Origin of the sequence: Ensifer sp. Root558, from assembly GCF_001427045.1 — a bacterium.
Classification (GTDB): domain Bacteria; phylum Pseudomonadota; class Alphaproteobacteria; order Rhizobiales; family Rhizobiaceae; genus Ensifer; species Ensifer adhaerens.
Map to the genome: position 1 here is coordinate 26,876 of NZ_LMGC01000002.1, position 26,369 is coordinate 53,244.

A 26,369-nucleotide genomic window follows, 5' to 3' on the forward strand; every position below is an offset into this window, starting at 1 on the left:
CCTTCGTCCAACGGAGATTGAACGAGCCATTACCATGTTTGGCAGAGGCTTGTTAATAGCCAGAACGCAGAGAGGTCAATTTTCTTGACCTCTCTGCTTTTGGTCGGTCATGCGGCGGCAAGCGCCGATTTTGCCGGCTTGCCGGCGACATAGGTTTCGACGATCGACCGGTCGTCGCCCATGGTCTGCAGCAGGAAGAGTTCGTCTGCCAGAGAGTTGACCACTTCGGCCCGAAGCGCCATCGCCGGCGTCGCCGCCATGTCGAGCACGATGAAATCGGCGTCGGTGCCGGCTTCCAAAGTTCCGATCTTGTCGACCAGCGATAGCGCCTCGGCATTGCCGCGGGTCATCATGAAGAAGCTGTCGAACGGGTTCAGCCGCTCGCCCTGCAGCTGCAGGATCTTGTAGGCCTCGTCGAGCGTCTTCAGCATGGAATAGCTGGTACCGCCGCCGATGTCGGAGGCGACCGAGGTGCGCACCGGCTTTTCGCGGCGGCTGAGCGCGCGCAGCGGGAAGAGGCCAGAACCGAGAAAAAGATTGGAGGTCGGGCAGAAAACGGCGACCGAGCCGGTCTCGCTCATGACATCCGCCTCGCGCTCAGACAGATGGATGCAGTGGCCGAACAGGCTCTTCGGTCCGAGCAGGCCGTAGCGGGCGTAGACGTCTGTGTAGTCCTTGGCTTCCGGATAGAGTTCGCAGGTAAAGGCGATCTCGTCGCGGTTTTCCGAAAGGTGCGTCTGGAGGTGCAGGTCGGGGAATTCGTGCACCAGCGACTTCGCGACGTCCATCTGCTCCGGCGTTGAGGTGATGGCGAAGCGCGGGGTGATCGCCACATGATTGCGGCCCTTGCCGTGCCATTCGCGGATGACCGCGCGGGTTTCGTCGTAGCTCATCTGCGGCGTGTCGAGCAGGCCTTGCGGGGCGTTGCGGTCCATCATCACCTTGCCGGCGACCATGCGCATGTCGCGGCGCAGCGCCTCGGCGAAGAAGGCATCGGCCGACGCCTTGTGAACCGAGCAATAGGCGGTTGCTGTTGTCGTGCCATAGCGCACCATCTCATCGAAGAAGCGCGTCGCGATGCGCTCCGCATGGGCGGTCTCGACGAAGCGGCACTCCTCGGGGAAGGTGTAGGTGTTCAGCCATTCAAGCAAGTTGGCGGCATAGGAGGCCATGACCTGCATCTGCGGGAAATGCAGATGCGTGTCGATGAAGCCGGGCACGATCAGGTGTGGGCGATGGTCCACTTCAGCGACGCCGTCAGGCGCGCTTGCCTTGACCGCAGCATAGGAGCCGCTCGCGGCGATCTGTCCCCCCTCAATCAGAAGCGCACCGTCGCTCTCGTAGCTGTAGGCGGCGCTGTCGTCGATCGACGATGGCGCGCGGTTGAAGCTCAGCAATCGGCCGCGGATGAGGGTGGTCGTCATTGTGTCTTGCCTTCCTCGACGGCGCTTTCGAACCAGGCTGTCAGAAGCTGGCGCTCGTCCGTCGTCATGTCTGTCACGTTGCCGGGCGGCATCGCATGGCTGCGCCCGGCCTGGATATAGATTTCGCGGGCATGGGCGGCAATCTCCGCGTCGCTTTCGAGCATCACGCCCTTCGGCGCCTGGGTGATACCCTCATAAACCGGTTCTGCCGCATGGCACATGGAACAGCGTGTCGAGACCGTGTCCTTGACTGCAGGGAAGTGGGCATTGGCGGCGAAGCGGCTGAAGGCGGGCGCAACCTCGGCCTTTTCGCCGCCGGTCAGCACCTTCGGCACGGTCGAAAGCCACATGATCAGGATGAAGAGGAGGGCGGTGACGAGCCAGGTCCAGGTCGGCCGGCCCTTGCGGGCGTGGGTGGTGTTGAACCAGTGGCGGATGGTGACGCCCATCAGGAAGACGAGTGCGGCGATGATCCAGTTGAACGCGGTGGCAAACGCAAGCGGATAGTGGTTCGACAGCATGAAGAAGATGACGGGCAGCGTCAGGTAGTTGTTGTGCAGCGAGCGCTGCTTGGCCTGCGCGCCGAGTTTCGGATCCGGCGTGCGGCCGGCGATCAGGTCGGCGACGACGATCTTCTGGTTGGGGATGATGATGAAGAAGACGTTGGCCGACATGATCGTCGCGGTGAAAGCGCCGAGATGCAGGAAGGCGGCGCGGCCGGTGAAGACCTGCGTATAGCCCCAGGCCATGACGACCAGCGCCACATAGAGCAGTGCCATCAACCCCCAGGTGTTCCTGCCGATCGGCGACTTGCAGAGCAGATCGTAAAACAGCCAGCCGATGCCGAGCGAGGCGAGCGAAATCAGGATCGCCGTGGTCGCCGAGATGTCGAGCACGTGGCGGTCGATCAGGAACAGATCGGCGCCGCCATAGTAGACGACACAGAGCATGGCGAAGCCAGAAAGCCACGTCACGTAGGATTCCCATTTGAACCAGGTGAGATGCTCGGGCATCGAGGCCGGTGCGACCAGGTATTTCTGGATGTGATAGAAACCGCCGCCATGGACCTGCCATTCTTCGCCATAGGCGCCGACGGGCAAGTGATCGCGCTTCACGAGACCCAGGTCGAGCGCGATGAAATAGAAGGATGAGCCGATCCAGGCGATGGCGGTGATGACGTGCAACCAGCGCACGGCAAAGGCCAGCCATTCCCAGGCGATGGCGAACTCGTACATTCAGATCCCCTTTGTCTCCGTTGCCTCACTTTGCGCATAAACCACGGAGGGGAAAAGGGGCTTCGACGCTCCTCAAGCGCTATTTGCTTGCAGGAAGTTCGGCGCGCAAAGTTCGCCGAGGATCCAGTCGCGGAAAATCCTGATCTTGGGTGTGTTGCGGCGGGCGTGCGGATAGGCGAGCCAATAATCGCAGCCGTCGCTGCAGCGCAGCTCGAAGGGCTGGTAGAGCCGACCGAGCGCCACGTCATCGGGGTAGAATTCCGGCGTCAGGATCGCCACGCCCTGGCCGGCGATGGCGGCGCGCGCCTCGAAGGATTGCGCGCCGAGGCGGCTGTGCGGCCGTCCTTCGAGATCGGGATCCTTGACGCCGGCGGCCTTGAACCACATCGGCCACCAGGGGTCACCGGGATCGATGATGCGCAGCTTCAGCAGGTCGCGCGGCTCGTGCACGCCGCCAATGGTCTCGGCAAGCGCCGGACTCAGCATCGGGCTGAATTCCACCCGCATCAGCGGATGCGTGTCGAGGCCGGGCCAGACGCCGGCACCGGAGCGGATGGCAAGGTCGGCCGGTTCGCGGGTAAAATCGGTGAGCGAGTCGCTGGTCGTCAGCCGAACGGCGATGTTCGGATGGGCGAGCTGGAAGCTGCCGATGTTGCGGGCAAGCCATTGCGAGGCGAAGGTCGGCGTCGAGCTGATCAGGAGCGCGCTGTCGATATCGCCACGGGCATTCGAAACCGCTTCCTGCAGCATCTCGAAGGCTTCGGTGACGCGCGGCGCCATGCGCTGGCCGACTTCCGTCAGCGAGATCTGGCGCGGGCGCCGCAGGAACAGCGGCTCGCCGACATTCTCCTCGATCAACTTGACCTGGTAGCTTACGGCCGTCTGGGTCATGCCCAGCTCTTCACCGGCCTTGGTGAAGCTGCCGAGCCTTGCGACCGCCTCGAAGACCCGCAGCGCATTCAGCGGAAACTGCTTCGACATCTTCATGGATAAGTTCTCTTGATGCATCCAGACGGATGTTCGATTGGATTTCGATCCTCCTCCACGGCATCCTTCAAGTCAACTTCCCAAGACGAAACAGGTGCTGAAATGACTTGCGACACTTACGAACGTACTGAAAGAAAAGCATTTCTTTCATTCGAGCCGGTCGCCCGGCTCACAGCCGCCCTGTTCGGTGGCCTTGTTGCCCCCAAGCCGATGCTCGATGTCAACACGCTCTCCGATCATATCAAGAGAGACATGGGTTTCATGGATGTTCATAGCCCGCACCGCGACGACGAGGAGGCGATGGCCAACGCTCGCCGCCTGTTCAGCATCAATGAACTGCCGCGGATCTGAGGCAAATCGTGATGGCTGTCAGCGATTGCGCAGACGTTCGACGGCCATCAGCACACGCTCCGGTGTTGCCGGAGCATCGAGCCGCGGGCACTCGCGGTAGTCGGCGACACTCGCCACCGCCATCGACAGGGCTTCCAGAACCGAGATCGGCAGCATGAAGGGCGGCTCTCCCACCGCCTTGGAGCGGCCAATGGTCTTCTCGGCGTTGCTCGACCATTCGGCAAGCTTGACGTTGAAGATCTTCGGCCGGTCGGAGGCAAGGGGGATCTTGTAGGTGGAGGGGGCGTGCGTGCGAAGCCGTCCCTTGTCGTCCCACCAGAGCTCTTCCGTCGTCAGCCAGCCCATCCCTTGCACGAAGCCGCCCTCGATCTGACCGAGGTCGATCGCCGGATTGAGCGAACGGCCGACGTCGTGCAGCACGTCGACCCGGTCGACCATGTATTCGCCGGTCAGCGTGTCGATCGAAACCTCCGAAACCGCAGCGCCATAGGCGAAGTAATAGAAGGGTGTGCCGCGGCCGCTGGCTCGATCCCAGTGGATCTTCGGCGTCTTGTAGTAGCCGGCGGCCGAAAGCTGGATACGGCCCATATAGGCCTGCTTGATGAATTCAGGGAAGGGGATCAGCTCCTCGCCGATCTTCACGTGGTTGGCGACGAAGCTGACATTCTCGGGCGTCGTCTGCCAGCGCTCGCAGGCGAAACCGACGAGACGGTCCTTGATCTGGCGCGCGGCGTCGAAGGCGGCCATGCCGTTCAAGTCAGAGCCCGAAGAGGCGGCGGTCGCCGACGTGTTCGGCACCTTGCCGGTCGTCGTCGCAGTGATGCGAACGCGGTCGAGGTCGACCTGGAAGCTGTCGGCGATCACCTGCGCGACCTTGATGTAGAGGCCTTGGCCCATCTCGGTGCCGCCGTGGTTGAGGTGGATCGAGCCGTCCTGGTAGATATGCACAAGCGCGCCCGCCTGGTTGAAGGCGGTCATGGTGAAGGAGATGCCGAACTTCACCGGCGTCAGCGCGATGCCCTTGCGGATGACGCGGCTTTCCCGATTGAACGCGAGGATCGCCTGACGGCGCGCCTGATAGTCGGCGCTTTCTTCCAGCTCCGCGACGATCTGCGCGATGATGTTGTCTTCGACCTGCTGATGGTAGGGCGTGACATCGCGGCCGGAGCCCTTGTCGCCATAGAAATTCAGCTTGCGGATTTCGAGCGGATCCTTGCCGAGCTGGTAGGCGATTTCCTCGATGATGCGCTCGCCGCCGACCATGCCTTGCGGGCCGCCGAAGCCACGATAAGCGGTGTTTGAGACCGTGTTGGTCTTCAGCGGCTGTGAGGTGAGCTTCACATGCGGATAGAAATAGGAGCTGTCCGCATGGAACAGCGCACGGTCTGTGACCGGGCCGGAGAGGTCCGAAGAGTAGCCGCAGCGCGCCGCGTAGTTGGCATGGACCGCATGGATGCGGCCCTCGTCGTCGAAGCCGACGTCGTAATCGACGAGGAAGTCGTGGCGCTTGCCGGTTGCCGTCATGTCCTCGTCGCGATCCGGGCGGAACTTGACGGCGCGGTTGAGCTTCTTCGCCGCGACCGCGGCAAGGGCTGCGAACTGGTTTCCTTGCGTTTCCTTGCCGCCGAAGCCACCACCCATGCGGCGCACGTTCACGGTCACCGCATTGGAGGGCACGCCGAGCACGTGCGAGACCATGTGCTGGATCTCGCTCGGATGCTGGGTCGAGGACCAGACGGTGACCTCGTCGTCCTCGCCGGGAATGGCAAGGGCGATATGGCCTTCGAGGTAGAAATGCTCCTGTCCGCCGACGCGCATGCTGCCTTTGAGCCGCCGTGGCGCCTTTTCCAGCTCCGCCTCGGCATCGCCGCGCTGCAGCGTGAGCGGCTGGGTGACCAACTGCCCGCCATGGGCGACGGCATCGAGAATGTCGGTGAAATGCGGCAGGTCGCGATAGGTGATCTTGGCGAGCCTTGCCGCCCGACGGGCGATGTCACGGGTTTCTGCAATCACGGCGAAGGCCGGCTGGCCATGAAACTGCACGAGGCCATCGGCAAGCACCGGCTCGTCATGCAGGTGGCTCGGGCTGATGTCGTTGGAATGCGGCATGTCCTTGGCGGTCAGCACCAGCATGACACCGGGCACGGCGGCGACGGCCGAAAGGTCCATGGCGGTGATTTCCGCATGCGCCCGGTCGGTCATGCCAAGCGCGCCATGCAGCGTGCCCGCCGGCTCGGGCATGTCGTCGATGTAGTCGGCGGTGCCGGAGACATGCTTGTGGGCGCTGTCGTGACGCTGGGAAACATGCATCTCGCCGCGGATCGTCTTGCGTTCCTCGAAGGTGGATTTGTCCATGACTATCGGCCTCCCGCAGCAAAGCGAACCAGTTGCGCCGGCTCGCCGCCGCTTTCCAGGAAGAAACGCATCAGAAGGTTCTTCGCCGCAAGCATGCGGTAGTCGCTCGTTGCCCGCCAGTCGGTGAGCGGCTGGTAATCGCTCTCGAAGGCGGCTTGCGCGGCGCGGACCGTTTCCTCGGTCCATGGCTTGCCGATCAGCGCCGCCTCGACGTTGCTGGCGCGCTTGGGCGTCGCGGCCATGCCGCCGAAGGCGATGCGGGCGGAGCGGACGATGCCGCCATCCACCGATAGACGGAACGCGCCAAGCAGCGCGGAGATATCTTCGTCGCGGCGCTTGGAGATCTTGTAGGCGGCAAAGAGATCGCCCGCCGGCAGGCGCGGCACGAAGATGCTTTCGACGAATTCGCCGGGTTGGCGATCCTGCTTGCCATAAGCGATGAAGAAGGATTCGAGCGGCAACGTCCGCCGACCGGCGGTCGAGCGCAGGGTCACCGTCGCGCCAAGCACGATCAGGGGCGGCGGACTGTCGCCGATCGGTGAGCCGTTAGCGATATTGCCGCCGATCGTGCCCATGTTGCGCACCTGTTCGCCGCCGATGCGGTTGATCAGCGGACCGAGCCCGAGAAACGTCTTGGCGAGGGCGGCATAGGCCATGGTGTAGCTGACGCCGGCGCCGATAATCAGGCCGTCCGCGGTTTCCTCGATCTGCTGCAATTCGGTGATGCCGTTGATGAAGATCACCGGGTTGATCGCCCGCATCTGCTTCGTCACCCAGAGGCCGACATCGGTGGAGCCGGCAACGACCGTCGCCCCGGGATGGTCGGCGAGTGCTTCCGCCAGGCCACTGCCGTCGGCCGGCACGATCAGACAATATTCGCCCTGGCGGAGTGTGATCGTTTCCGTCGGTGCCAGCGCCTTCAGCCTGATGGTGATCGTTTCCCGCTCCCTGGTGATCGGATCGAAGATGTCGGAGGGGCGCGCCTCTGCCGCCGCTTCGGCCGCGCGCACGATGGGCTCATAACCGGTGCAGCGACAGAGATTGCCCTGCAGCGCCTTTTCGATATCGGCGCGGCTGGGGCTGTCGTTGCCAAGCCAGAGGCCATAGAGCGACATGACGAAGCCGGGCGTGCAGAAGCCGCATTGCGAGCCGTGAAAATCGACCATTGCCTGCTGCACCGGATGCAGCGTGCCATCCGGACCGGCGAGATGCTCGACGGTGACGACATGGGTTGCCTGCAGCGAGCCGAGGAAGCGGATGCAGGCGTTGACGCTCTCATAGACGAGCCGGTCGCTGACCAGCCGCCCGACGAGCACGGTGCAGGCGCCGCAGTCGCCCTCCGCACAACCTTCCTTGGTGCCGGTCAGCCGGCGTTCCAGCCGCAGATAGTCGAGCAGCGTCGTTGTCGGTGCGATGTCGGAAAGAGCGACCTCGCGGTCGTTGAGGATGAAGCTGATTGAACCGGTCGGTTGGGGCATGCCATTCATTCCCTGCTGCTGCATACGTCCTGAAATCACTTTGATCTTAGGTGGTTATGCAGAAAAGCAAAGGGCTGGGCGGACTTTTGCACGCCATGCGGGCAGCGCGGGGGGCATCCGGTCCGCGCTGCCGACCACTTGACGAATGTCGGCCGTTACTGCGCCGTCCAACCGCCGTCCATCGACACATGGGTGCCGGTGATCTGTGCCGCGTCGTCGCCGGCGAGATAGACGGCAAGGGCTGCGACCTGTTCGACGGTGATGAACTTCTTCGTCGGCTGCCCCTTCAGCATCACGTCGTTGATCACCTGCTGCTCGGTGATGCCGCGGGTGCGGGCTTGATCGGGGATCTGCTTTTCGACGAGCGGCGTCAGCACGTAGCCCGGGCAGATCGAGTTCGCGGTGATTCCGCTTTCGGCCACTTCGAGCGCCACGGTCTTCGTCAGACCGAGAACGCCGTGCTTCGCCGCCACATAGGCCGCCTTGAAGGGCGAGGCGACGAGGCCATGGGCCGAGGCGATGTTGATGATGCGGCCCCAACCCTTCGCCTTCATGCCGGGAATAGCGGCGCGGATCGTGTGGAAGGACGAGGAGAGGTTGATCGCGATGATGCGGTCCCATTGCTCGATCGGGAAATCCTCGACCTTCTCGACATATTGGATACCGGCATTGTTGACGAGGATATCGACGCCGCCGAAGCGGGTCGTCGCCGTGGTGATCAGATCGGCGATCTCGGCTGGCTTCGTCATGTCGGCGGCATGATAGACGACCGTTCCTGTCGTCAGCGCGCTCACGTCGTCCGTCGCCTTCTTGATTTCGTCCGGGCTACCGAAGCCGTTCAGCACGATATTGGCGCCACCCTTGGCGAAGGCCTTGGCGATCGCAAGCCCGATGCCGCTCGTCGAACCGGTGATGACCGCTGTTTTCGTCATTGCTGCTCTCTCCCTTTGTGGCGCCGCGCACTGCTTTGTTGCGGCGCAACAGCGCCAGCCTACGCGGAAAACGCCGGCGCTGACAATTGTGTTTTTGGGATCGGGACCGCAGAGTTGAGGAGGGGAATGGCGAAGTCGGCGGTTGCGTTTTGTTTTCGTTTGACATTCGTTTTGCCATCGTATTGAAGTTTTCGAAATGAGATCCCGCCTTCAAGGCCGGGTGAACAAACATGCGTGTGGCCGGGGAGGGGCATATGGGCGGATATATTCTCGCGATCGATCAGGGTACGACCTCGAGCCGGGCGATCATCTTCGACGGTCAGCAGCAGATCGCCGGGGCCAGCCACAAGGAATTCAAGCAGTATTTTCCGAAATCCGGGTGGGTCGAACACGATCCCGAGGAAATCTGGCAAACGGTGCTTTCGACGGTTGAGGACGCTATCGCCAAGGCCGGCATCAAGGCCGGCGACCTTTCGGCGATCGGCATCACCAACCAGCGCGAAACCGTCGTCGTCTGGGATCGCAAGACCGGCAATCCCATTCACAACGCCATCGTCTGGCAGGACCGTCGCACCGCCTCCTATTGTGATCGGCTGAAGAAGCAGGGGCTGGAAAAGACTTTCACCCGGAAGACGGGCCTGCTGCTCGATCCCTATTTCTCCGGTACCAAGCTCAACTGGCTGCTGACCAACATCGACAGGGCGCAGGCCCGCGCCGCCAAGGGCGAACTCTGCTTCGGCACCATCGATACCTTCCTCATCTGGCGGCTGACCGGCGGCAAATCCTTCGTGACCGACGCGACCAACGCCTCGCGCACGCTGCTCTATAACATCGCCGAAAATGCCTGGGACGACGAGCTTCTGAAGATCCTCAAGGTGCCGCGCGCCATGCTGCCCGAGGTCAAGGATTGCGCCGCCGATTTCGGCGTTACCGATACCGCACTTTTCGGCGCGGCGATCCCGATCCTCGGCGTTGCCGGCGACCAGCAGGCGGCGACCATCGGCCAGGCCTGCTTCAAGCCGGGCATGTTGAAATCCACCTATGGCACCGGCTGCTTCGCACTGCTCAACACCGGCAAGGACATGGTGCGTTCGAAGAACCGGTTGCTCACCACCATTGCCTACAAGCTTGATGGCGAAACCACCTATGCGCTCGAAGGCTCGATCTTCGTCGCGGGTGCTGCGGTGCAATGGCTGCGCGACGGGCTGAAGGTGATCAAGGCTGCGCCCGATACCGGGACGCTTGCCGCAAGCGCCGATCCGACGCAGGACGTCTATCTCGTGCCGGCCTTCACCGGGCTCGGCGCGCCGCATTGGGATCCGGACGCGCGCGGCGCGATCTTCGGCATGACCCGCAACACCGGTCCGGCGGAGTTTGCCCGCGCGGCACTCGAAGCCGTCTGTTACCAGACGCGCGACTTGCTTGAGGCGATGCACAAGGACTGGCGCAGCAACGGCAAGGAGACGGTTCTGCGCGTCGACGGCGGCATGGTTGCCTCCGACTGGACGATGCAGCGGCTTTCCGACCTGCTCGACGCGCCGGTCGATCGGCCCGTCATCCTGGAAACGACTGCGCTCGGCGTCGCCTGGCTTGCCGGCAGCCGCGCCGGCGTCTGGCCGAAGCAGGAAGACTTTGCCAAGTCCTGGGCACGCGACCGCCGCTTCGAGCCCGCCATGGACGAAAAGACGCGTAAGGCCAAGTTCAAGGGTTGGCGCAACGCGGTCAAAAGGACGCTGAGCTAAGAGCCGGGCGAGCGGCGATTTTCGCCGCGCGTCCGTTTCTCCCGACCATACTCTGCCTTCCGGGCCGACGCGCGGTGCCGCAAACCGGGCCGCCGTCAGTCGATGACAGCGACCGCTTCCACCTCGAACAGCATGCCGTCGACCGCCAGCTTGGGCACGGGTACCAGTGTCTGCGCCGGCAGCGTCGCGCCGAACATTTCCTTGACGCTGCCGGTCAGGACCTCGAGCTTGGACATGTCGTGGTCGACCACGAAGATGGTGAGCTTGGCGACCTGGTCCGGCCTTGCGCCGAGCCCCTCGAGCGCTGCGCCCAGATTGGCATAGGCCTGCTTGACCTGAACCGCGAAGTCGGGAGACAGGCCGCCGATGCTATCCTGGCCGCCCTGTCCTGAAATGTAGGCCACCCGTGCCCCGGCAGGCACGATCACCGCGGTGCTATAGCCATGCGGCGTCGGGTCGTAGAGGTTCTTGGGGTTGACGACCGTCAGCTTGGCCGCCTGCTCGCTCGCGGTGGCCGCCGTGGAAACGCCCGTAGTCATGATGATGAGTCCTCCGATCATGAGATGTCTGATTGCGCGTGACATGGTGTTCTCTCGTCTCCGAGGTCTGCGCGCGATGCCGCTTGCAGGCCTGCAGGTTTGACCTTTCGCCGACGCTCTTGCTATTGACTCGTACAGCGTACGACTCATTTACATCGTACGCCGTACGAGTCAATCGTTCAGGATCGACATCCGGCGCGTTGTCGGCGTAAATCGACACTCCAATCAGCAAGGAAGACGCATGGCGGCGAAAGGGAACGGCGGGCAGGGCAAACGCTCCCAGCGGATAGAGTCGGCAGCCCAGGCCGGGAAGAAGCCGGGCGGCGAGCCGTCCCTGTCTCTGGAGCGCATCGTGGCGACTGCGGTCGAATTGCTGGACGCCGAGGGTATCGACGGCTTGAAGATGCGCCGTCTCGCCGACCGTCTCGGTGCGGGCGTCATGAGCCTCTATTGGCATGTCGCCAACAAGGAGGAGGTTTTCGACCTGGCGCTCGATGCGGTGTTTGCCTATCGCGCCCCCCCGCAAAGGATCGAGCCCGAGGACTGGCGCAGGGATGTGGTTCACATGCTCGAAGACTGGCGCGCAATCATGCTGCGCCATCCCTGGTCGGCGTCGCTGCTGCCGCGCCGGGCGCTCGGCGCGAATGTACTCGGCCGCCTGGAAACCATGAGCGAGGTGCTGTCGAGAGCCGGCGTTGCCGACGCGGACATGAATGTCGCGATGTGGTCGCTCTGGAACTACGTGCTCGGCGCCACCGTCACCCGGGCGAGCTTCGCGCTTTCGCACGCCGACCAGGCTGCCGGACAGAAGCGCCTCTCGGCGCTCAGCGAACGCTACCCGACGATCGAGCGCACGCGCCTGCTCCTGGACAGCGATTGGGATGGCACGTTCCGGAAGGGCCTCGACGTCCTGCTTGACGGTCTACCGAGAGGGTAAGGTCTCGTTCGTATGCATCCGGGAAACACAGCGTTTCCCGGATGCGCATTTGCTGCTCATGTGTGCGCCAACTATCTGTTGTGCAAACAGAAAAAGGACAGACCTCATGGAACTCGGGCTTTACACATTTGCGGATGTCGATCCGAACGCGGATCACAAGGGCATGGAGGGCCAGCGTCGCCTCAAGAACCTTCTCGAGGAAATCGAGCTTGCAGATCAGGTTGGCCTCGATGTTTTCGGGCTCGGCGAACACCATCGGCCTGACTACGCGGCCTCCGCGCCGGCGGTCATCCTCGCGGCCGCAGCGGCAAAAACGAAGAATATCCGGCTGACCAGTGCCGTCACGGTGTTGAGCTCGGACGATCCCGTACGCGTCTTCCAGCAATTCTCGACCCTTGATCTGATCTCGGGCGGCCGCGCCGAGATCATGGCCGGTCGCGGGTCGTTCATCGAATCCTTCCCGCTCTTCGGCCAGTCGCTCGATGACTACGACCAGCTCTTTGCCGAAAAGCTCGACCTCCTGATGGCGCTGCGCGAAAGCGAAAAGGTCTCGTGGGCCGGCGAGATGCGGCCGGCGATCCATGATCGCGGCGTCTATCCGCGGCCGCTGCAGGAGGTGCTGCCGCTCTGGATCGCCGTAGGCGGCACGCCGCAATCGGTGGCCCGCGCGGGTGCGCTCGGCCTGCCGGTGGCGCTTGCGATCATCGGCGGAGAGCCGCGCCGGTTTGCGCCGCTGTTCGATCTCTACCGCGAGGCGGCCCGGCGTGCCGGCCAGGACGCCGCCAGGCTGAAGACCAGCATCAACGTGCACGGCTTCATCGCCGATACGACCGATCTTGCCGCCGACCAGTTCTACGGGCCGCAGGCGGAAGTGATGAACCGCATCGGCCGCGAGCGCGGCTGGGGACCGACGAACCGGGCGCATTTCGACCAGGCGCGCAGCCCCTCCGGCAACCTCTTCCTCGGTGATCCGGAAACGGTGGCCGAGAAGATCGTCGAGAACTGGAAGCTGTTCCGTAACGATCGCTTCCTGCTGCAGATGGCGATCGGTCCGATGCCGCACGACCAGATCATGCGCGGCATCGAACTCTACGGCACCAGGGTGGCGCCGCTCGTGCGCCAGGCGTTGGCCGAGGAAAGGGCAGCAGCGGCGGCCTCCGTCTGACCATTCGACGACCGGGGCTGGGGCCCGGCTCCGGTCGTCCCGCTCGACGCTGGCATAACGCGTTGCGACACGCTACATGTGAGCGCGAAAGCGAGACACGGATGACCCTCAACAACGAAGAAGATCTGCTGCGGCTGAAGGAAATCGGCCGCATCTGCGCCAATGCCCTGCAGACGATGGGCGAGGCGCTCGAGCCCGGCATTACCACTGCGGAACTCGATGCGATCGGCCGCAAGGTACTGGAAGAGGCCGGCGCACGCTCGGCGCCCGAACTCTGCTACCAGTTTCCTGGTGCCACATGCATCAGCGTCAACGAGGAAATCGCCCACGGCATTCCCGGCAACCGCGTGATCAAGGCCGGCGATCTCGTCAACATCGACGTCTCGGCCGAAAAGGACGGCATCTTTGCCGATACCGGCGCCTCGTTCCCGGTACCGCCGGTCACGGCCGCGATCGACCGGCTCTGCCGCGATGGCAAGCGGGCGATGTGGGTGGGCCTCAAGCAGGTGCGCCCCGACCAGCCGCTGGCTGCCATCGGCAACGCGATCGGCGACTTCGCCCGCAAGAACCGCTATTCGCTTGTCACCAATCTCGCCAGCCACGGCATCGGCCGCTCGCTGCACGAGGAGCCGACCGAGATCGCCACCTGGCCGGATCCGCGCGAACGTCGCCGGATGACCGACGGCATGGTCTTCACCGTCGAACCCTTCCTGTCGATGGGCGCGCAATGGGCCGAGGGCGGCAACGACGACTGGACGCTCTACAGCGACCCGCGCGCGCCGACGGTGCAGTATGAGCACACAGTTGTCGTCACCCGCGGCGGGCCGCTGGTGGTGACACTACCGGGCTGACCCAGGGATACGGCGGCGGCCTGCAGCCTCCGTCGTCCTCCAGACGATTTTTTGCTCCATCGCCGCGATGCATGATCTGCCGCCGTGATGTGGTGCACCTCACCTTTTAGGCGATTGGTCTAAGCCATTGAAATCGGCGATCGTTCGATTTCTTCAATAGATCCTTCAATTATTGTCGTTTGTCGTGCGTCGTGTTGCGGCGCAATAAAATGATATGACCACGCTCGACCGACCGCTGCAGACCAACATCTCCGCCACGGCAACCGCCGGCGCCATCGCCATGGCCGTCGCCATGGGCTTCGGACGCTTCTCCTATACGCCGATCCTGCCGGCGATGATGGTGGATCTCGGCCTGTCGCCGGGTGATGCCGGGCTCATCGCCTCGGCCAATTTCGTCGGCTATCTCGCCGGCGCCATTCTTGCGGCCTATGGCTGGGCCCATGGGCACGAGCGGCGGATCGGTCTGCTGTCGCTCGTCGCCACGACGGCTCTGCTGGCGGCCATGGGCCTCTCGTCCTCCGTCGTCGTGCTGGCGCTGATCCGTTTCCTCGCCGGCCTTGCCAGCGCCTTTGCGATGATCTTCATCTCCGGCATCGTGCTCGGCCATGGCGTGCTCGCGCGCTCGGAACACGTGCCGGCCGTTCACTTTGGCGGCGTCGGCCTCGGTATCGCGTTTTCATCGCTTTGCGTCTGGGCGAACCCGATCGCGGGTCACGCCGGCCTGACGACCTCCATGGGCGACTGGTTTACCGGCGCGCTGGTCGGATTGGTCGGGACGATCGTCGTTGCCGCACTTCTTCCCGGCGTTCCGTCGTCCGGTTCTGGTCCGGTGCGCGAAAGGCCGCTGCGCTGGACGCGGCCGCTGACCGTAGTGACGTTCACCTATGCGCTCTTCGGCTTCGGCTACGTGATCACCGCAACCTTCCTCGTCACCATGGCGCGCGATCCGAGCGGCGGCCACAGCATCGAATTTCTCGCCTGGCTGCTAACGGGGCTTGCCGCAGCGCTCTCCGTCTATCTCTGGCGCTTTGCCGTGCCGCGCTTCGGTCTTGCCGGTGTCTACGCGATCGGCCTTCTGGTCGAGGCGGTCGGGCTGGTGCTGACGGTCAGCCTGCCTTTGCCCTATGCGCCGCTTGCCGGCGGCCTGATGCTCGGCGCAACCTTCATGATGATCACTGCTTATGGCCTGCAGATCGGCCGGAAGCTGGCGCCCGAGAGCCCGCGCAAGGCGCTTGCGTTGATGACGGCTGCTTTCGGTATTGGGCAAATCGTCGGTCCGCTGGTCGCCGGCTGGCTTGCGGAGCGCACCGGCAGCTTCGCCGCACCAACCTTGATCGCGGCTGCCGTTCTTTTCCTGTGCGGTGGGGTCATCGTCGTCGAGCTGAAGCGGATTTCACAGGCATTGAGGGCCTGAGCAGCGGCGAAAAAAGACCCTCCGGCACCGGCGCGCGCCTGGATGAAATAACAGTAACGTTTACATTACCCGATTGTTGACGACGGCGCTTTGCCCTAGTTTCGGCGCTTCGGGAGGCGAGTTGTTCGTCTCCACCGAAACGAGAGTGCCGCACTTGTTCCTATCCTTCTTTCCGAAGCCGAAGCTCTTCTTCATATCTTTTGTCGTCTGGTCGCTGGTTGCCGTAGCCTTCTGGTATGGCGGTGGCGAACAGCTGGGTGCCGTCTTCGGAATGCCGCCTTTGGCCGCGGATGCGCCGCCGATCACCGGCATCTCTGCCTTCTGGTCGCCGGCCTTCATCTGGTTCTACCTCTATTTCGCGCTTGTCGTCGGGCTGTTTGCCGCTTTCTGGTACGTCTACTCGCCGCACCGTTGGCAGAACTGGTCGATCCTCGGCTCGGCACTCATCCTCTTCGTCACCTATTTTCAGGTGCAGGTCAGCGTCGCAATCAACAACTGGTACGGCCCGTTCTGGGATATGATCCAGGCAATCATTGCGAAGACCAAGGTGGTTCCTGCAGCGGAAGTCTACGGAGAAATCTCCGTCTTTCTCGGCATCGCCATGGTCGCGGTCGCGGTCGGGGTCATCACACGCTTTTTCGTCAGTCACTACATCTTCCGTTGGCGAACAGCGATGAACGAATACTACATGGCCAACTGGGACAAGCTGCGCCATATCGAAGGGGCCTCGCAGCGCGTGCAGGAAGACACGATGCGCTTTTCCACTACAGTGGAAGGGCTTGGCGTTAGCCTGATCGATAGTGTGATGACGTTGATAGCGTTCATGCCGGTCTTGATCCGGCTCGAGTCGCACGTCACCGAATTGCCGCTCATTGGCGTCATCCCGTATCCGCTCGTTACGTCCGCTATACTTTGGTCGCTGTTCGGTACGGTGTTCCTGGCTCTCGTTGGTATCAAGCTGCCGGGCCTCGAGTTCCGCAACCAGCGCGTGGAAGCTGCCTACCGCAAAGAGCTGGTTTATGGTGAGGACCATGCTGATCGCGCCCAACCGCCGACGGTCGCCGATCTCTTCGATAACGTTCGCCGGAACTACTTCCGGCTCTATTTCCACTATTTGTACTTCAACGTTGCCCGCATTTTCTATTTGCAGATCAATGGTATCTTTTCGCTGGTGATCATCGTGCCTTCGATCATCGCCGGCAAGGTTGCGCTTGGTGCGTTGAACCAGATCTCGAATGCTTTCGGGCAGGTGTCGTCGTCATTTCAGTACCTAGTTTCGTCCTGGCCGACGATCGTCGAACTGTTGTCGATCTACAAGCGCCTGCGCGCATTCGAAGCGGCAATCGATGACGAGCCGCTGCCGCACATCGACCAGAAGTTCATTGCGGTTGGCGGCAACGAAGAGCTGGCCTGAGGCGAGCGAAAAAAGCCAATCAGAAGGCGGTTCGACCCGCCTTCTTTTTTGCCTGCTCGATCAGCGGCAGCGCCTGGGCGTAGCTGACGCAGGCGACGTCGGGCTTGCCGCAGACTTCGCCCAGCAGCCGATCGAGCGCGCGCCAGTAGGCGCCGCCGTTCATTTCGACGAAATGGAAGCCGAGCTGCAGTGGGATGCGGTCGCCCGCATATTCCCGGTCGAAGGCTTTCCTGTAGGCCTCGTAGGTGCGCTCCTCGAAGCGGGCGCTGTCCTTCTTGTTCTCCACACCCATGGAGTGGCGGACGAAGAGATTGTAGTCCATGCCGATGACAGGGCGCTGCGACGGCCCTTCGGGGATCAGCGGCAGTCCGAAACGCGGCAGGCCATCCTTTGTCGTCGGCCAGCCCGGACCCTTGGTCACCAGGCTTGCGTCATAGGTGAAGTTGTCCGCCTTGAGTGCCGGCAGCAGGCCGTCGCTCAGCGACAGATAGGGCGCGCGGAATCCCTTGATCCCGGTTGCGGCGAATTCGGCCCAGCCGGCCGGCTCGGCCTCGGGCTTGTCCGCCTTCTTCCAGGCGTCCTTGAGCGCCGCGTTGAAGGTCGAAAACTCGCTTTGCCAGTCGGCTTTGCTCCAGCCCTTGCCGTCGAAGTGGCCGCAGGCGTGGCTGGCGATGTCGTGGCCGTCGAGATGGGCCTGCCAGATGTGGCCGACGCGGGCCGCGATCTCTTCACGGCTCTGCGCGAAGCCGACATTCGAGCGGCCTGCCTTCTGGCCCGGCGGCTTGTAGAGCGTCTTGCCGTCCGCCCGGGTCATCAGAAAGGTGCAGGAGAGGAAATAGGTGAAATGCGCACCGGTGCGCTTGGCCATCGCCAGGCTTTTTTCCCATAGCGCGTTGTCATGCGCGCCGTCGAACGAGACGATCACCAACTGCCTGTCACCGGCGGGCGCGGTGGCCGGCGACGCCGGCTCGGCCCTGGCAAGAGCGGGAAGAAGGGCGAGCGAGAGGGCAAGCGGAATACGGATCATGATCAACTGCACTGTTTTGGTTTTGTCGCAAATGGTTCGAAAATGCGGCAATCCTTTGATCGGTCTGGAAAAAACGCGCCATCAAGGCTACTCCATAGCAACCTGGGCGGAATCGGTCCGGGAACCGAATACACTGGAAATCAACACGCTTCAGCGGCCAGCTCCCGTCTTTTCCGACGAGCGGCGCTGAGTTTGCCCGATACTCGAACAAAGCGGTGGCCCCATGGCGATACTCGTTCTCGGCATCCTTCTTTTTCTCGGCCTGCATCTCATCCGCGTCGTCGCGCCCGGTTTCCGCGCCGGCGTCATCGAGCGCCGCGGCAAGGGCACCTGGATGGGGATCTATGCAATCCTCAGCCTCATCGGCCTCTGTCTGATCATCTATGGCTTCGGCCAGGCCCGCAGCGAAACGGGCATGCTCTACGATCCGCCCGTATTCATGCGCCACATCGCACTGCTTCTGATGCTTTTTGCCTTCATCTTCCTTGCTGCCGGCTTCCTTCCGGCCGGGCGCATCGCGGTTGCGGTCAAGCATCCTCAGGTGCTTTCGATCAAGGTCTGGGCGCTGGCGCATCTGCTCGCCAACGGCGAGACGTCCTCCGTCCTGCTGTTCGGCTCGTTTCTCGCCTGGGCGGTGATCCTGCGTATCTCGCTGAAACGCCGCGAGCGGGCAGGCGAACGCGTACTGCCGGTGTTCAAATCGGCCTCCAACGACGTGCTCGCCATCATCATCGGCCTCGTCGCCTACGTGCTCTTCGTCTGGAAGCTGCACGAATGGTTGATCGGCGTTGCACCGGTCGTCATGGGCTGATGCAATTTCCAGCAAAAGTGCACCGCGGTTTTGCGTCCGGAATTGCAGTAACAGAAAATTTAGAGCGACGGAGTCGGCCTCGTGTCGGCCATAGGCGCTCTAAATCGCGTCGGCCCCCTTACAAGCGCCGCAAAATCGGGTAGAAGGCGCAAAATCCATGAGAGTGCGGCGGGTGCGGCAAGGACCCCTCGTGCATGCTCGAACAGTTTGAGAGTGTCCGTTTCGCCGATCGTCATATGACCGTTGGCGCGACGGGCCAGTGTGCAGGCAAGGCCGGGGCAATAGATGGCGAACCAAGACGACAGCTTTATCCGCGAGGTCAATGAGGAACTGCGTTCCGACCAGATGAAGAGCATCTGGGCCCGCTTCGGCGGCGTCATCGTGGCCATCGCCGTGCTTATCGTACTCGGCACCATCGGCAAGGTCGGCTTCGATTACTGGCAGGATGGCGCCTCCTCGAAGTCGGGCGATGCGTTCCTGCAGGCGTTGAACCTCGCCAAGGAAAACAAGACGGACGAGGCGCTCGCCGCCTTGAACACGCTGGAGAAGGACGGCTACGGCGCCTATCCGGTGCTGGCGCGTCTGCGCGCTGCCACGCTGCAGGCGCAGAAGGGCGAGACAGAGGCGGCTGCCAAGGCCTTCTCCGCTATCGGCAAGGACAGCAGCGTCCCGGCAGCTATCCAGGAGGCAGCGCGTCTGCGTGCAGCCTACCTGCTCGTCGATACCGGCGGTTACGACCAGGTTTCGGCCGAGGTCGAGCAGCTTGCTACGCCGCAGAACAACATGCGCCACTCGGCGCGTGAAGCCCTTGGCCTCGCTGCCTACAAGTCCGGCGACTACGCCAAGGCGAAGACCTGGTTCCAGCAGATCGTCGACGATGCGCAGAGCCCGCGCAACGTCACCGGTCGCGCCCAGATGCTGCTCGACGTGATCGCCGCGAGCGGCAAGGCATAAGACGACAGCCCATCCCACCGGAAGGGCACAGGGTGAAAGACCCTTTCGAATCAGCGCATGATCCCAATGTCGGTCTCGACCTTGGGATTGTGCGCTAAAGCGTTTAAAGCAGTTTCAGCAAAAGTGCTCAGCGGTTTTGCGTCCGGAACTGTGAGAGACAAGGCAAGCAGTTCCAGCAAAAGTGCTTAAGCGGTTTTGCGTTCGGGATTGCCGAGTACAATCGGAACAGTTCCTGCTGGGACTGTCGCTGCCCGATGCGGCAGAAAACGAATTTATGAGCGCAGCCGCCTTGTTGGCAGCAGCGCTCCAAGCGGAAACGGATAGATCCATGAGCTTCACCGTCGCCATCGTCGGGCGTCCCAATGTCGGCAAGTCCACCTTGTTCAACCGTTTGGTCGGCAAGAAGCTGGCGCTCGTCGACGATACGCCGGGTGTCACCCGCGACCGTCGCCCGGGGGACGCCAAGTTGATCGATCTGCGCTTCCGCATCATCGACACGGCCGGTCTCGAGCAATCGGGACCCGACACGCTGCAGGGGCGCATGTGGGCGCAGACCGAGGCCGCGATCGACGAAGCCGATCTTTCGCTGTTCCTGGTGGACGCCAAGGGCGGCCTGACGCCGGCAGACGAGACGCTTGCCGAAATGCTGCGCCGCCGCGGCAAGCCGGTGGTGCTGGTCGCCAACAAGTCGGAAGCACGCGGTTCCGACGGTGGCTTCTACGATGCCTTCACGCTTGGCCTTGGCGAGCCGTGCCCGATCTCGGCCGAACACGGCCAGGGCATGCTCGATCTGCGCGACGCGATCGTCGCTGCGATCGGCGAAGACCGGGCCTACCCGCCGGAAGACGACGTGGCCGAAACCGATATCGATCTGCGCCCCACGTTCAAGGACGACGGTGAAGACGAAGAGGTGGAGACCGCCTATGACGAGACCAAGCCGCTGCGGGTGGCGATCGTCGGCCGGCCGAACGCCGGCAAGTCGACCCTGATCAACCGCTTCCTCGGCGAAGACCGGCTGTTGACCGGCCCGGAAGCCGGCATCACCCGCGATTCCATCTCGGTCGAATGGGACTGGCGCGGTCGCACCATCAAGATGTTCGACACTGCCGGCATGCGCCGCAAGGCCAAGGTTCAGGAGAAGCTCGAAAAGCTCTCGGTCGCCGACGCCCTGCGGGCGATCCGCTTTGCCGAAACGGTGGTCATCGTCTTCGACGCGACCATCCCTTTCGAGAAGCAGGATCTGCAGATCGTCGACCTCGTGCTGCGCGAAGGCCGGGCGGCCGTTCTCGCCTTCAACAAGTGGGACCTGGTCGAGGATTGGCAGGCGGTGCTTGCCGATCTTCGCGAAAAGACCGAGCGGCTGCTGCCGCAGGCCCGCGGCATCCGTGCCGTGCCGATTTCCGGTCACACCGGCTACGGCCTCGATCGGCTGATGCAGGCGATCATCGAGACCGACAAGACCTGGAACCGCCGCATCTCCACCGCGCGGCTCAACCGCTGGCTGGAATCGCAGACGGTTCAGCATCCGCCACCGGCCGTTTCCGGTCGCCGGCTCAAGCTCAAGTACATGACCCAGGTGAAGGCGCGCCCGCCGGGCTTCATGATCTCCTGCACGCGGCCGGACGCGCTGCCGGAATCCTACGTGCGCTACCTGATCAACGGCCTGCGCAACGATTTCGACCTGCCGGGCGTGCCGATCCGCATGCACTTCCGTTCGGGCGACAACCCGTACGAGTCCAAGGCGAAGAAGCGCCGCTAAAGAGGGAGCGGAAAACCAAACAGGCTTTCCGTCTGCATCCTTCCTAAAGTTCCTGAAAAGTGACCCCGCCGCTCACGCGGCAGGCAGCTTCTCCCGCGCCACGAGCGCGCCGTGATGGCCGATGACGCCGGCAGCGACGCTTGCCGCAAGGGCGGCGGCCTGGGCTGGCTTGTCGCCCGCCACCAGGCGGGAGACGAAGGCGCCGTTGAAGCTGTCGCCGGCACTGGTCGTATCGACGACGCGCTCGACCGGGGTCGCCGGCACATGCTCAACCGGGGCATCGCCGAAGGCGAGCGTCACACCCTTCTCGCCATCCTTGACGACAAGGTTGGTGGCGCCCAGGCTCTTGTAACGGGCAATCGTCGCGTCGATCGATGCATCGCCGAAATGGGTCATCTCGTCGTCGAAGCTCGGCATCACCAGGGTCGCGGCGCGGGCACCGTCGGTCAGCGTGCGGCGCATGCGCTCGGCATCGTCCCAGAGACGCGGGCGAATGTTCGGGTCGAAGACCACCGTCTTGCCGGCAGCCTTGGCGCGGCGCAGTTCCGACAGCAGCGTTTCTACGGCATCGGGCGCAAGGATCGCCAGCGTGATGCCGGAGAAGAGGATGAGGTCGGAGGCTTCGATTGCGCGTCTGAGGTGCTCGGCGTCGTCGGCAAGCAGCTTGGCAGCCGAGTGCGAGCGCCAGTAGGAGAAGCTGCGCTCGCCGTCCTTCAGATGGATCATATAGAGGCCTGCCGAGCGGTTCTCGATGCGACGGACGGCCGAGGTGTCGATCGCTTTTTCCGCCATGAAGGCCAGCATCTCGTCGGAAACCGTGTCGGTGCCGACGGCGGAGCAATAGGCGACGGTCCAATCAGCAGGCATGAAGAGCCGCGCATAATAGGCGGCGTTGAACGTGTCGCCGGCATAGCCTTTGCGCAAGAGCCCGCCTTCCGCCTGCATGAGCTCGACCATGCACTCTCCGATCGCAAGCATCTTTCCGGCCAACGACTTTCCTCCTCACAAGATTTCGTCTGAGACGGGATAAGGGTCTCGATCGTTCTCGGCAAGAGATAGTTTCCGGCTGTTTGGTGGCGATCCGTGCGTGGCGGTGAATGGCGTTTACTCCGGCGCCGGGCAACGCTACACCTTTGCGCGACAGACCGTCTTCAGGGGGCTTACATGGCGTCTCGGCAGGTATCGGGTGACGATTGGTGGCGCGGTGCGGTGATCTATCAGGTCTATCCGCGCTCGTTCCAGGATACCGACGACGACGGCATCGGCGATCTCAAGGGTGTCACCCGCAGGCTGCCGCACATCGCCTCGCTCGGCGTCGAAGCGATCTGGCTGTCGCCGTTCTTCACCTCGCCGCAGGCCGACATGGGCTACGACGTCTCGGATTACTGCGACGTCGATCCGATGTTCGGAACACTCGCCGATTTCGACGAGATGCTTGGCGAGGCCCATCGTCTTGGCCTGAAAGTGATCATCGACCAGGTGATCTCCCACACCGCCGATCGCCATCCCTGGTTTGTCGAGAGCCGCTCCAGCCGAACGAACGGGAAGGGGGACTGGTATGTCTGGGCCGATCCTAAGCCGGACGGCACAGCGCCCAACAACTGGCTGTCGATCTTCGGCGGACCGGCCTGGGAATGGGACGGGGTGCGGAAGCAGTATTACATGCACAACTTCTTAGGCTCGCAGCCGGACCTCAACTTTCACAATCCCGAAGTTCAGGACGCGGTGCTCGATGCTGCCCGCTTCTGGCTGGAGCGGGGCGTCGACGGCTTCCGTCTAGATACGGTCAACTTCTACTTCCACGACAAGCACTTGCGGGACAACCCGCCGCTCGTGCCGGATCCGGATGCCACCAGCAACGATGCGCCCGACGTGAACCCCTACGGCATGCAGGACCATCTCCACGACAAGAGCCAGCCGGAAAACATCGCCTTCCTCGCGCGGTTCCGGGCATTGCTTGATCGCTACGAAGGCCGCATGACCGTCGGCGAGGTGGGCGACGGCGCCCGCTCGCTGAAGACCGTGGCCGCCTATACCAGCGGCGGCGACAAGCTCAACATGTGCTATACCTTTGACCTCCTGGGGCCGGACTTTACCGCGACCCATATCCGCCGCTGCGTCGAGAACTTCCAGGAGGCGGTGACCGACGGCTGGGTCTGCTGGGCCTTTTCCAACCACGACGTGACGCGCCATGTCAGCCGCTTTGCCCGCAATGAAGCGGAGCGGGAGAGGGTGGCGCGGCTGGCGATCACACTGCTTTCCAGCCTGCGCGGCTCGATCTGCCTTTATCAGGGCGAGGAACTGGGGCTGCCGGAGGCGGAGCTTGCTTTCGAGGATCTGCGCGATCCATATGGCATCCGTTTCTGGCCCTCCTATAAGGGCCGCGACGGATGCCGCACACCGATGGTTTGGGAGCACGCGGCGGCCAATGCCGGCTTTACCGCCGGCAAGCCGTGGCTGCCGGTGCCCGAGGATCATCGGCGGCTTTCGGTCGACGCCCAGCAAACCGGGGACACGGTGCTCGATCACTATCGCGCGACGCTCGCCTTCCGCCGATCGCAGCCGGCACTCAGCGATGGCACGATGCGGTTCCTCGACACGAACAGCGATCTCCTGGCCTTTGTTCGCGAGAAAGACGGCGAGCGGCTGCTCTTCGTCTTCAATCTCACCCGGGAACCGCTGGAGTTTCTGGCGCCGTCGGCGGTTGAGCCCCTGGAATTGCCCGGATATCCGGCACGGCCTGAAGCCGGTAGCATCAGGGTTGCCGGACTGTCGGCCTTCTCAGGGAAGTTCTGATGCGCGTATTGTTGATGGATGGCGAAACCATCGGCCGCTGGGTCGAGATGCGTCTGGCGCTCTGGCCGGATACACCGGCGGCGGATCATCGCGCCGAAGTCGAATCCAGTCTCGCGGAGGGCGACCGCTACGCTTCGTTCCTTTGCGAGGACGAAGCCGGCGTCGCTGCCGGTTTCGCTGAAGCGTCGATCCGCCACGATTACGTCAACGGCTGCGAGACCTCGCCCGTCGGCTTCCTCGAAGGCATTTACGTCTTGCCCGCCTACCGCCGTCGCGGCGTGGCGCGCGCCCTGATCACCGCGGTCGAACGCTGGGCGACAAGCCGGGGCTGCCAGGAACTCGCCTCCGACACGGCGACCGACAATCTGAGGAGCCAAAGCCTGCACATGGCGCTTGGCTTTGAGGAGACGGAGCGCGTCGTCTATTTCCGCAAGGAACTGGCGCCCGCCGTGGCCGACAACTGAGTGCCGCCGCCAATCACCCGATCAGCATGAACTTGTCGACATCGACCAGCCCGCGATCCGAGATCTTCAGATGCGGGATGACCGGCAGCGGCAGGAAGGCGAGCTGCAGGAAGGGTTCCTCCAGCGTTGCGCCGAGCGCGAAGGCGGCGTGGCGCAGGTCGTGCAGCGTGTCACGGACGCTCTCATAGGGCTCGAGGCTCATCAGGCCTGCGACCGGAAGCGCGATCTCGCCGGTCACCTTGCCGTCCTCGACGACGACGAAACCGCCCTTGATCTCGCCGAGCCGGTTGGCGGCGATCGCCATGTCCTCGTCGTTGACGCCAACGACGCAGATGTTGTGGCTGTCATGGCCGACGGTCGAGGCGATCGCGCCTTTCTTCAGCCCGAACCCCTGCACGAAGCCATTGGCATGATTGCCGTTGACGCCGTGGCGTTCGATGACGGCGACCTTGATGATGTCGCGGCCGAGATCGACGCCGGTCTGGTTGCCGACCGCCGGCAGGCGGTAGCGGCGGTGCTCGGTGATGATCTTGCCGGGCAGAACGCCGATGACCGAGGTGTCGCCGTCTGCGACCGGAATGCCGAAGGCGCTGGCATGGACTTGGCCGGCCTTGACGCTGTCGAGCCCGACGGGGGCGACCGTCTTGCGGGTGGCAAAGAGCGCGTCGGTGACGCGGCGACCACCGGAGAACACCGTTTCGGCCTTGCAGTTTTCCAGGCTGTCGATGACCACGAGATCGGCGCGCCAGCCGGGCGCGACCAAGCCGCGGTCGCGCAGACCGAAGGCGCGGGCGGCCGAGATCGAGGCGGCGCGGTAGATCGCCAGCGGCTCGACGCCGGCGGATATCGCCGTGCGGATCATATGGTCGAGGTGACCCTGCTCGGCGATGTCGAGCGGGTTGCGGTCGTCGGTGCAGAGCGCCAGGTGCGGCGACAGCCGCTCGGTGATGATGGGCATCAGCGCATGCAGGTCCTTGGAGACCGAGCCCTCCCGCACGAGGATGTGCATGCCCTTGCGGATCTTCTCCATGGCTTCTTCAGCGCTGGTGCATTCATGATCGGTGCGGATGCCGGCTGCCAGATAGCCGTTCAGGTCCTTGCCCGAAAGCAGTGGAGCATGACCGTCGATATGGGCGCCCTGGAAGGCATCGAGCTTGGCGAGGCAGACCGGGTCCTTGTGCACAACACCCGGAAAGTTCATGAACTCGGCAAGGCCAATGACTTTCGGATGGTGGCGGAAGGGCAGGAGACGTTCGATCGGCAGGTCGGCGCCCGACGTTTCGAGATGCGTCGCCGGCACGCAGGAGGAGAGCTGGACGCGGATGTCCATGATCGTCTCGAGCGCCGAATCCAGGAAATACTCGATGCCCTCGGTGCCGAGCACGTTGGCGATCTCGTGCGGATCGCAGACGACGGTGGTGATGCCGAGCGGCAGGACGCAGCGGTCGAACTCGTGCGGCGTGACCAGCGAGGATTCGATGTGCAGATGGGTGTCGATGAAGCCGGGCACGACGATGCGGCCCGTGATGTCGATTTCCTCGCGCCCCTCGTAGCTGCCGAAGGTGCCGACGATGCGGTCGCCGGAGATCGCGATGTCGGAGGCGACCAGTTCGCCAGTGACGAGATCGAAGAACTGCCCGCCCTTCAAGACGATGTCAGCCGGCTCGCGTCCAACGCCCTGATCGATATAGCGTTCCAGCGCTTCGGACATGAGGCAACTCCATTTCTTATACG

23 protein-coding genes are annotated in these 26,369 nt (G+C 63.3%); 13 read left to right on the forward strand and 10 right to left on the reverse strand.

The features are described 5' to 3' along the window. Window positions 1-107: 107 nt before the first annotated feature. From guaD to ASD63_RS06100, 3 genes are all read right to left on the reverse strand, one after another. Window positions 108-1,424, reverse strand: a complete 1,317-nt coding sequence (gene guaD, locus ASD63_RS06090) for a guanine deaminase (RefSeq protein ID WP_034788983.1) — start codon at window positions 1,422-1,424, stop codon at window positions 108-110. Beyond that, complete coding sequence (puuD, locus tag ASD63_RS06095) at window positions 1,421-2,659, reverse strand: urate hydroxylase PuuD (RefSeq protein ID WP_034788980.1); 1,239 nt, start codon at window positions 2,657-2,659, stop codon at window positions 1,421-1,423. Before puuD ends, guaD begins: the two co-directional genes overlap by 4 nt. A gap of 72 nt (window positions 2,660-2,731) precedes the next feature. Then, a complete protein-coding gene (locus ASD63_RS06100) occupies window positions 2,732-3,646 on the reverse strand; it encodes a LysR substrate-binding domain-containing protein (RefSeq protein ID WP_034788978.1) in 915 nt (304 codons plus the stop codon). A 12-nt stretch (window positions 3,647-3,658) separates the two neighbouring features. Here ASD63_RS06100 and ASD63_RS06105 point away from each other — a divergent pair, with 12 nt between their 5' ends. After that, complete coding sequence (locus ASD63_RS06105; RefSeq protein WP_143106240.1) at window positions 3,659-3,997, forward strand: hypothetical protein; 339 nt, start codon at window positions 3,659-3,661, stop codon at window positions 3,995-3,997. A gap of 18 nt (window positions 3,998-4,015) precedes the next feature. Here ASD63_RS06105 and xdhB read toward each other — a convergent pair whose 3' ends face one another. The 3 genes from xdhB to ASD63_RS06120 form a co-directional block, all read right to left on the reverse strand. Beyond that, on the reverse strand, window positions 4,016-6,352 hold the full coding sequence (gene xdhB, locus ASD63_RS06110) for a xanthine dehydrogenase molybdopterin binding subunit (protein ID WP_034788974.1): 2,337 nt from the start codon (window positions 6,350-6,352) through the stop codon (window positions 4,016-4,018). Between the two features lie 2 nt (window positions 6,353-6,354). Next, window positions 6,355-7,830 (reverse strand): xanthine dehydrogenase small subunit, encoded by a 1,476-nt coding sequence (gene xdhA, locus ASD63_RS06115; RefSeq protein WP_034789086.1) that lies wholly within the window; start codon window positions 7,828-7,830, stop codon window positions 6,355-6,357. Window positions 7,831-7,985: 155 nt separating this feature from the next. After that, window positions 7,986-8,762 carry a 3-hydroxybutyrate dehydrogenase gene (locus tag ASD63_RS06120; RefSeq protein ID WP_034788972.1) on the reverse strand — a complete coding sequence of 259 codons (777 nt, stop codon included), beginning with the start codon at window positions 8,760-8,762 and terminating at the stop codon, window positions 7,986-7,988. A gap of 254 nt (window positions 8,763-9,016) precedes the next feature. On the opposite strand from ASD63_RS06120, the gene glpK reads away from it, so the two are divergent. Continuing rightward, entirely contained in the window at window positions 9,017-10,504 is a 1,488-nt protein-coding gene (gene glpK, locus ASD63_RS06125; RefSeq protein ID WP_034788970.1) for a glycerol kinase GlpK, read from the forward strand. Window positions 10,505-10,599: 95 nt separating this feature from the next. Here the strand turns inward: glpK and ASD63_RS06130 are convergent, their stop codons facing one another. After that, window positions 10,600-11,088, reverse strand: coding sequence for a RidA family protein (locus tag ASD63_RS06130; RefSeq protein WP_060528882.1), 489 nt, complete (start codon window positions 11,086-11,088; stop codon window positions 10,600-10,602). Window positions 11,089-11,284: 196 nt separating this feature from the next. Between ASD63_RS06130 and ASD63_RS06135 the strand changes: the two genes are divergently transcribed. The 5 genes from ASD63_RS06135 to sbmA all read left to right on the forward strand — a co-directional run bounded on the left by ASD63_RS06135 (window position 11,285) and on the right by sbmA (window position 16,824). Then, a complete protein-coding gene (locus ASD63_RS06135; RefSeq protein ID WP_060528883.1) occupies window positions 11,285-11,980 on the forward strand; it encodes a TetR/AcrR family transcriptional regulator C-terminal domain-containing protein in 696 nt (231 codons plus the stop codon). Between the two features lie 106 nt (window positions 11,981-12,086). Further along, window positions 12,087-13,145 carry an LLM class flavin-dependent oxidoreductase gene (locus ASD63_RS06140; protein WP_034788963.1) on the forward strand — a complete coding sequence of 353 codons (1,059 nt, stop codon included), beginning with the start codon at window positions 12,087-12,089 and terminating at the stop codon, window positions 13,143-13,145. 101 nt (window positions 13,146-13,246) lie between these two features. Beyond that, on the forward strand, window positions 13,247-13,996 hold the full coding sequence (gene map, locus ASD63_RS06145) for a type I methionyl aminopeptidase (protein WP_034788960.1): 750 nt from the start codon (window positions 13,247-13,249) through the stop codon (window positions 13,994-13,996). Between the two features lie 214 nt (window positions 13,997-14,210). Continuing rightward, window positions 14,211-15,410 (forward strand): MFS transporter, encoded by a 1,200-nt coding sequence (locus tag ASD63_RS06150; RefSeq protein WP_167550696.1) that lies wholly within the window; start codon window positions 14,211-14,213, stop codon window positions 15,408-15,410. A gap of 154 nt (window positions 15,411-15,564) precedes the next feature. Then, window positions 15,565-16,824: a peptide antibiotic transporter SbmA gene (gene sbmA / locus ASD63_RS06155; RefSeq protein ID WP_034789080.1), complete on the forward strand. Its 1,260-nt coding sequence runs from the start codon at window positions 15,565-15,567 to the stop codon at window positions 16,822-16,824. Window positions 16,825-16,843: 19 nt separating this feature from the next. Here the strand turns inward: sbmA and ASD63_RS06160 are convergent, their stop codons facing one another. Further along, complete coding sequence (locus ASD63_RS06160; protein ID WP_034789068.1) at window positions 16,844-17,851, reverse strand: polysaccharide deacetylase; 1,008 nt, start codon at window positions 17,849-17,851, stop codon at window positions 16,844-16,846. Between ASD63_RS06160 and ASD63_RS06165 the strand changes: the two genes are divergently transcribed. The 4 genes from ASD63_RS06165 (at window position 17,850) to der (ending at window position 21,375) form a co-directional block, all read left to right on the forward strand. Beyond that, complete coding sequence (locus ASD63_RS06165; RefSeq protein WP_060528884.1) at window positions 17,850-18,041, forward strand: hypothetical protein; 192 nt, start codon at window positions 17,850-17,852, stop codon at window positions 18,039-18,041. The genes ASD63_RS06160 and ASD63_RS06165 overlap by 2 nt on opposite strands. Window positions 18,042-18,074: 33 nt before the next feature. Next, window positions 18,075-18,662 carry an NnrU family protein gene (locus ASD63_RS06170; protein WP_034788957.1) on the forward strand — a complete coding sequence of 196 codons (588 nt, stop codon included), beginning with the start codon at window positions 18,075-18,077 and terminating at the stop codon, window positions 18,660-18,662. Window positions 18,663-18,947: 285 nt separating this feature from the next. Then, window positions 18,948-19,616, forward strand: a complete 669-nt coding sequence (locus tag ASD63_RS06175) for a tetratricopeptide repeat protein (RefSeq protein ID WP_034788954.1) — start codon at window positions 18,948-18,950, stop codon at window positions 19,614-19,616. 328 nt (window positions 19,617-19,944) lie between these two features. Beyond that, window positions 19,945-21,375: a ribosome biogenesis GTPase Der gene (gene der, locus ASD63_RS06180; RefSeq protein WP_034788953.1), complete on the forward strand. Its 1,431-nt coding sequence runs from the start codon at window positions 19,945-19,947 to the stop codon at window positions 21,373-21,375. Window positions 21,376-21,447: 72 nt separating this feature from the next. Here der and ASD63_RS06185 read toward each other — a convergent pair whose 3' ends face one another. Beyond that, window positions 21,448-22,365, reverse strand: a complete 918-nt coding sequence (locus ASD63_RS06185; protein WP_034788952.1) for a sugar kinase — start codon at window positions 22,363-22,365, stop codon at window positions 21,448-21,450. A gap of 174 nt (window positions 22,366-22,539) precedes the next feature. Between ASD63_RS06185 and ASD63_RS06190 the strand changes: the two genes are divergently transcribed. After that, window positions 22,540-24,171 (forward strand): alpha-glucosidase family protein, encoded by a 1,632-nt coding sequence (locus ASD63_RS06190; protein WP_034788951.1) that lies wholly within the window; start codon window positions 22,540-22,542, stop codon window positions 24,169-24,171. Further along, the gene (gene aac(6'), locus ASD63_RS06195) at window positions 24,171-24,635 is read left to right on the forward strand and encodes an aminoglycoside 6'-N-acetyltransferase (RefSeq protein ID WP_051659141.1); all 465 of its coding nucleotides are present in this window, start codon (window positions 24,171-24,173) and stop codon (window positions 24,633-24,635) included. Before ASD63_RS06190 ends, aac(6') begins: the two co-directional genes overlap by 1 nt. Window positions 24,636-24,648: 13 nt before the next feature. Here aac(6') and ade read toward each other — a convergent pair whose 3' ends face one another. Further along, window positions 24,649-26,346 carry an adenine deaminase gene (ade, locus tag ASD63_RS06200; RefSeq protein WP_060528885.1) on the reverse strand — a complete coding sequence of 566 codons (1,698 nt, stop codon included), beginning with the start codon at window positions 26,344-26,346 and terminating at the stop codon, window positions 24,649-24,651. Window positions 26,347-26,369 lie beyond the last annotated feature (23 nt).

Bases quoted from the DNA above. Each gene is read 5' to 3' on its own strand.
- guaD (WP_034788983.1), bottom strand. From the start codon at position 1,424: ATGACGACCACCCTCATCCGCGGCCGATTGCTGAGCTTCAACCGCGCG.
- puuD (WP_034788980.1), bottom strand. From the start codon at position 2,659: ATGTACGAGTTCGCCATCGCCTGGGAATGGCTGGCCTTTGCCGTGCGC.
- ASD63_RS06100 (WP_034788978.1), bottom strand. From the start codon at position 3,646: ATGAAGATGTCGAAGCAGTTTCCGCTGAATGCGCTGCGGGTCTTCGAG.
- xdhB (WP_034788974.1), bottom strand. From the start codon at position 6,352: ATGGACAAATCCACCTTCGAGGAACGCAAGACGATCCGCGGCGAGATG.
- xdhA (WP_034789086.1), bottom strand. From the start codon at position 7,830: ATGCCCCAACCGACCGGTTCAATCAGCTTCATCCTCAACGACCGCGAG.
- ASD63_RS06120 (WP_034788972.1), bottom strand. From the start codon at position 8,762: ATGACGAAAACAGCGGTCATCACCGGTTCGACGAGCGGCATCGGGCTT.
- glpK (WP_034788970.1), top strand. From the start codon at position 9,017: ATGGGCGGATATATTCTCGCGATCGATCAGGGTACGACCTCGAGCCGG.
- ASD63_RS06130 (WP_060528882.1), bottom strand. From the start codon at position 11,088: ATGTCACGCGCAATCAGACATCTCATGATCGGAGGACTCATCATCATG.
- ASD63_RS06135 (WP_060528883.1), top strand. From the start codon at position 11,285: ATGGCGGCGAAAGGGAACGGCGGGCAGGGCAAACGCTCCCAGCGGATA.
- ASD63_RS06140 (WP_034788963.1), top strand. From the start codon at position 12,087: ATGGAACTCGGGCTTTACACATTTGCGGATGTCGATCCGAACGCGGAT.
- map (WP_034788960.1), top strand. From the start codon at position 13,247: ATGACCCTCAACAACGAAGAAGATCTGCTGCGGCTGAAGGAAATCGGC.
- ASD63_RS06150 (WP_167550696.1), top strand. From the start codon at position 14,211: ATGACCACGCTCGACCGACCGCTGCAGACCAACATCTCCGCCACGGCA.
- ASD63_RS06165 (WP_060528884.1), top strand. From the start codon at position 17,850: ATGATCAACTGCACTGTTTTGGTTTTGTCGCAAATGGTTCGAAAATGC.
- ASD63_RS06160 (WP_034789068.1), bottom strand. From the start codon at position 17,851: ATGATCCGTATTCCGCTTGCCCTCTCGCTCGCCCTTCTTCCCGCTCTT.
- ASD63_RS06170 (WP_034788957.1), top strand. From the start codon at position 18,075: ATGGCGATACTCGTTCTCGGCATCCTTCTTTTTCTCGGCCTGCATCTC.
- ASD63_RS06175 (WP_034788954.1), top strand. From the start codon at position 18,948: ATGGCGAACCAAGACGACAGCTTTATCCGCGAGGTCAATGAGGAACTG.
- der (WP_034788953.1), top strand. From the start codon at position 19,945: ATGAGCTTCACCGTCGCCATCGTCGGGCGTCCCAATGTCGGCAAGTCC.
- ASD63_RS06190 (WP_034788951.1), top strand. From the start codon at position 22,540: ATGGCGTCTCGGCAGGTATCGGGTGACGATTGGTGGCGCGGTGCGGTG.
- ade (WP_060528885.1), bottom strand. From the start codon at position 26,346: ATGTCCGAAGCGCTGGAACGCTATATCGATCAGGGCGTTGGACGCGAG.